This window comes from Desulfonatronospira sp. (assembly GCA_003563255.1).
GTDB lineage: Bacteria > Desulfobacterota > Desulfovibrionia > Desulfovibrionales > Desulfonatronovibrionaceae > Desulfonatronospira.
In genome coordinates this window covers 1-3,211 of the sequence record PWSL01000290.1, presented here as the reverse complement: position 1 = coordinate 3,211, position 3,211 = coordinate 1, and the positions used below count along the sequence as shown (strand labels likewise).

The window sequence follows — 3,211 nt, the reverse complement described above, 5'->3', positions numbered from 1 at the left end:
TGCCCGCATCATGGAATGATGTGGTGGGGGAAGATCCTTATATTGCTATAGCTCAAGGTCGTAGTTTTTATACACATTTTTTCTATGTCCTATCCGAACCACAATCACGATCAGCTCGTGATCTCGCAGTTCACAAACAATCCGGTAGTCTCCAACTCGGTAACGCCATAGCTTGGTCAACTGTCCTTTTAGTGGCTCACCGAGCTGACGTGGATTCTCAAGCCTGGCAATCCGTTGCTCCAAATATTCCCGGACTCGCTTACGGATTTGAGGGTCAATTTTTTGGACATCTTTCCGAGCGGATTTAAGATACTTAATCGTCCACATCTAATCCGCTCCAGAACTCATCGCCTTTTATCAGTTCATCATTGCCTTGCCGCAATTGCTCCAGCCTTTGTTCAGCCAAGTAAACATCTTCAAGGTCATCAAGGTGTTCCATGATAAGTTGTTTGATATAAAACGCTTTGGAGCGCCCCGTTCGTTTGGCCAGATAATCCAGTCTTTGCTCATATTCGTTTGGCAATCGGACAGAAGTAGGCATTTTTTTACTCTCCTCTTATGAATACAGGTAGTCAATGTATTCATTTCCTGACAAATGTCAATGGTGATGAATTTCTTCGCTCCTCCGGCTCTTTATTGCAAGAGAACGGAAGAACTGGGACATTTGTGAGCGCCAACCTGAGTATAGGCCAAGTCTCTGAGACCAGCAAGTGTTCAGGGATGATATGGGTGTTCGGCTCAAGGATGATGGGGAGCTGGATATTGATTGGGATAAGATAAAGATATAGCAGGAGAATTAACTATGCACGTATTCGCAGATGGTATTTCGAAAGTGACTTTGTCTAATGGCAATTTGAGGATTATGCTCACCCAGCGAGGGGCAGATGATTCTCAGGTGGAAGCCGGAACTCTGATTATTCCGGCTTCTCAAGTGAGCAATATTCTCAATGGTCTTGCAAGCAGTCTCAGGGAGCTGGATGAAAAACTCAAGGCGGCAAAAGAGGAAGAACCAGAAGAAATCGAAGAGCTTAGTTGATCTATGTAGGCCAATATAAAGTTGTGGGTGAACAACCTACATTCCCATTTCAGCGAGGATTTGCTTCACTCTCCTGCTTGAAATGTCTGCCTGGTCCAGCTTGGAATAGATTGTTACCAGAAATATCTGGTTCCGGGTTTTCAAGTAGTATATGCAACGATATCCAGATCGTTTGCCTTTCTCGATGTCAGTGTTTTGTATTCTGACCTTGAAAATAGCCAGCTTAACTCCAGGAACCTGTTCACCGGGTAGTGCGCCGCTTTCCAGTTCATCGATGACAGGCTGAACATCAGCTTTGATGGACCGATATTTTTTAGCCAGAGTTCTGAGATTTCTCTTGAATTCGAAGGTAAAACAAACTTCAGGCATCTATCCCTTTCCAGAGTTCTGAGACAGGCTTGGTGTTCTCTTCAACAACATCCTGCATGCCCTGCTTAAAGCTTTCATCCGCTGGTTTCAGTATTCCATGTCGAAATCCCCTGACAATCTCCAGTAGTGCAGGAAGATATTCTTCTGGAGTCACGTCTACTTCTCGGTAAATTTCCTGAACGTAGGATGATTTTTTCATATCCATGACTGTGCCTCCTTGTGTCTGACATCAATATTAAGATCTTCAGGCAAAAAATGCAACATGGTTGTGGTTTCGACTGCCACTCAGCCGTCCTCAAGTGAAATTTTGACCTTGCTCCCGGTAGCCCAGGCGTATTTCTGAAGGCTTCTAAGGCTGGGCATAGTACCGCCGGATTCCAGCCTGGCAACAGTAGACTGGGTGGTTCCCATCTTCTCGGCTACCTGTTGCTGGGTCATCCCCGCCCGCACCCTGGCCCGGATCAGTTCCCTGACAAACTGGAACTCTTCTTCCATGCGGGCATATTCAAGGGCGTACCCCGGATCACGGTCAAGCATTTCTCTGTGTTTTTCTTCCATGCTCTTACCCATTGTCTATCTCCCTGGCTCGCTCAAGTGCGATTTTGAGTTCCTTCTTCGGTAATTTGTTTGATTTTTTGAAAAAACACCGCAAGATTACCACCTTGCGCCCGGTTGCAGTGATATACAAGCACCTTCCGTGTGATGCTCTGATCTCCCAGATCTTGTCCTGCACATGGCGGATATAAGGCATGCTTAAACCGGCAAGGCCGAACTCAGTAATGAGTTTGGATATCTGAACCGCTTTAGCTCTCACCTGTGGAGGAATGTTGTCAAACTCTGCTTCCACGGAGTCGTTAAGAAATTCCACAGTCCATTCGCTCAAAGACATTGTTTATAGCAAAGATGCTATAATATTGTCAACCAGCTGTGCTTTGATTCGTTGTTAATAGGATGCAGACTGGGCATTTTACCCTCACATCCTCAAGAACAGCCTTCACGCCCCCACACAGGGCTTTCAGCCTTACCTCATCTATTTGCCTTCAGGGCCTTTAAAATGCCTTCTGTGGATTCAAAATCCCGTAGCCTTCTTGTGAAAGCTTTAAAGGCACTATAGCAAGGAGGTTTAACTATGCCCAAAGTAAATCTGAAACAATCTTCATTGAGAATCCACCCAGATTTTCCGCAAGTACAGGGAGTTTGTGTGTATGAGACCGGGGCAACAGACAGAGATCAGACGTCAGAGGTCAGTGGTCAGTGGGAAAAAACAAGAAGAGGAATTGATCAAAAGGTTGTGGCCAAGGCCCGTCAAACGGGCTATAAGATTTCCAGGGTAGAGCGCTTCAGGTACAGATGCCGGTATTTTACTGATTCCGGGGTGATCGGCGGGAAAGACTTTGTTCAGGAGGCCCCAGTAAAATGAAAAGAAATTTTACGGGGTAAATATTTGACCAGGTAAAGCACCTGCTGGGCTCCAAGGATACAAGGAAATTCACGCCCATAGGCGGTGTGGAGGGTTTGTATTCTATGAAGCGATTGGGACAAACTTAATAAAGGTCCAGTAAAAATTGCAGATTTGAATAAAGCTTTGCCGGATTTATATCTTGCTTCGCTTCTGCAGTCCCTAACCCTATTGGCCCACGGTGGTGCTGCTGGCTTCTATGTCCAAAACGCAAACAAAAAACCAGCCATAAATTACAATCAGACCTTAGCCGAACTGGTATCCCGAGGCGCACCTTACAGGTATCTGGCCCTGCCTGGTATCGGTACTGGCATAAACCTTGACGAGATCCAGTGGATGGCTATTGA

General features: G+C 45.9%; 7 protein-coding genes and 1 pseudogene. 2 read left to right on the top strand and 6 right to left on the bottom strand.

Annotated features, from left to right (window positions below; genetic code table 11):
- Nucleotides 1-45: 45 nt before the first annotated feature.
- Nucleotides 46-327, bottom strand: a complete 282-nt coding sequence (locus tag QZP87_RS08625) for a type II toxin-antitoxin system RelE/ParE family toxin (protein ID WP_008871888.1) — start codon at nucleotides 325-327, stop codon at nucleotides 46-48.
- Entirely contained in the window at nucleotides 314-541 is a 228-nt protein-coding gene (locus QZP87_RS08620) for a DUF6290 family protein (protein ID WP_291322515.1), read from the bottom strand. The genes QZP87_RS08625 and QZP87_RS08620 overlap by 14 nt, the downstream gene beginning before the upstream one ends.
- A gap of 261 nt (nucleotides 542-802) precedes the next feature.
- Here QZP87_RS08620 and QZP87_RS08615 point away from each other — a divergent pair, with 261 nt between their 5' ends.
- Nucleotides 803-1,036, top strand: coding sequence for a hypothetical protein (locus QZP87_RS08615; protein ID WP_291322514.1), 234 nt, complete (start codon nucleotides 803-805; stop codon nucleotides 1,034-1,036).
- A 36-nt stretch (nucleotides 1,037-1,072) separates the two neighbouring features.
- Here QZP87_RS08615 and QZP87_RS08610 read toward each other — a convergent pair whose 3' ends face one another.
- The 4 genes from QZP87_RS08610 to QZP87_RS08595 form a co-directional block, all read right to left on the bottom strand.
- Nucleotides 1,073-1,405, bottom strand: a complete 333-nt coding sequence (locus QZP87_RS08610) for a type II toxin-antitoxin system RelE/ParE family toxin (RefSeq protein WP_291322513.1) — start codon at nucleotides 1,403-1,405, stop codon at nucleotides 1,073-1,075.
- Entirely contained in the window at nucleotides 1,398-1,604 is a 207-nt protein-coding gene (locus QZP87_RS08605) for a hypothetical protein (RefSeq protein ID WP_291322512.1), read from the bottom strand. The genes QZP87_RS08610 and QZP87_RS08605 overlap by 8 nt, the downstream gene beginning before the upstream one ends.
- Nucleotides 1,605-1,690: 86 nt before the next feature.
- Nucleotides 1,691-1,975 carry a helix-turn-helix transcriptional regulator gene (locus QZP87_RS08600; RefSeq protein ID WP_291322511.1) on the bottom strand — a complete coding sequence of 95 codons (285 nt, stop codon included), beginning with the start codon at nucleotides 1,973-1,975 and terminating at the stop codon, nucleotides 1,691-1,693.
- Nucleotides 1,968-2,294 (bottom strand): type II toxin-antitoxin system RelE/ParE family toxin, encoded by a 327-nt coding sequence (locus QZP87_RS08595; RefSeq protein WP_291322510.1) that lies wholly within the window; start codon nucleotides 2,292-2,294, stop codon nucleotides 1,968-1,970. Before QZP87_RS08595 ends, QZP87_RS08600 begins: the two co-directional genes overlap by 8 nt.
- A 283-nt stretch (nucleotides 2,295-2,577) precedes the next feature.
- On the opposite strand from QZP87_RS08595, the pseudogene QZP87_RS08590 reads away from it, so the two are divergent.
- Nucleotides 2,578-2,953: pseudogene (locus tag QZP87_RS08590) on the top strand (hypothetical protein); the annotation flags it as partial.
- Nucleotides 2,954-3,211 lie beyond the last annotated feature (258 nt).

Excerpts from the sequence above, each read along its gene's own strand:
- QZP87_RS08610 (WP_291322513.1), bottom strand. The coding sequence starts at position 1,405 with ATGCCTGAAGTTTGTTTTACCTTCGAATTCAAGAGAAATCTCAGAACT.
- QZP87_RS08620 (WP_291322515.1), bottom strand. The coding sequence starts at position 541 with ATGCCTACTTCTGTCCGATTGCCAAACGAATATGAGCAAAGACTGGAT.
- QZP87_RS08625 (WP_008871888.1), bottom strand. The coding sequence starts at position 327 with ATGTGGACGATTAAGTATCTTAAATCCGCTCGGAAAGATGTCCAAAAA.
- QZP87_RS08600 (WP_291322511.1), bottom strand. The coding sequence starts at position 1,975 with ATGGGTAAGAGCATGGAAGAAAAACACAGAGAAATGCTTGACCGTGAT.
- QZP87_RS08615 (WP_291322514.1), top strand. The coding sequence starts at position 803 with ATGCACGTATTCGCAGATGGTATTTCGAAAGTGACTTTGTCTAATGGC.
- QZP87_RS08595 (WP_291322510.1), bottom strand. The coding sequence starts at position 2,294 with ATGTCTTTGAGCGAATGGACTGTGGAATTTCTTAACGACTCCGTGGAA.
- QZP87_RS08605 (WP_291322512.1), bottom strand. The coding sequence starts at position 1,604 with ATGAAAAAATCATCCTACGTTCAGGAAATTTACCGAGAAGTAGACGTG.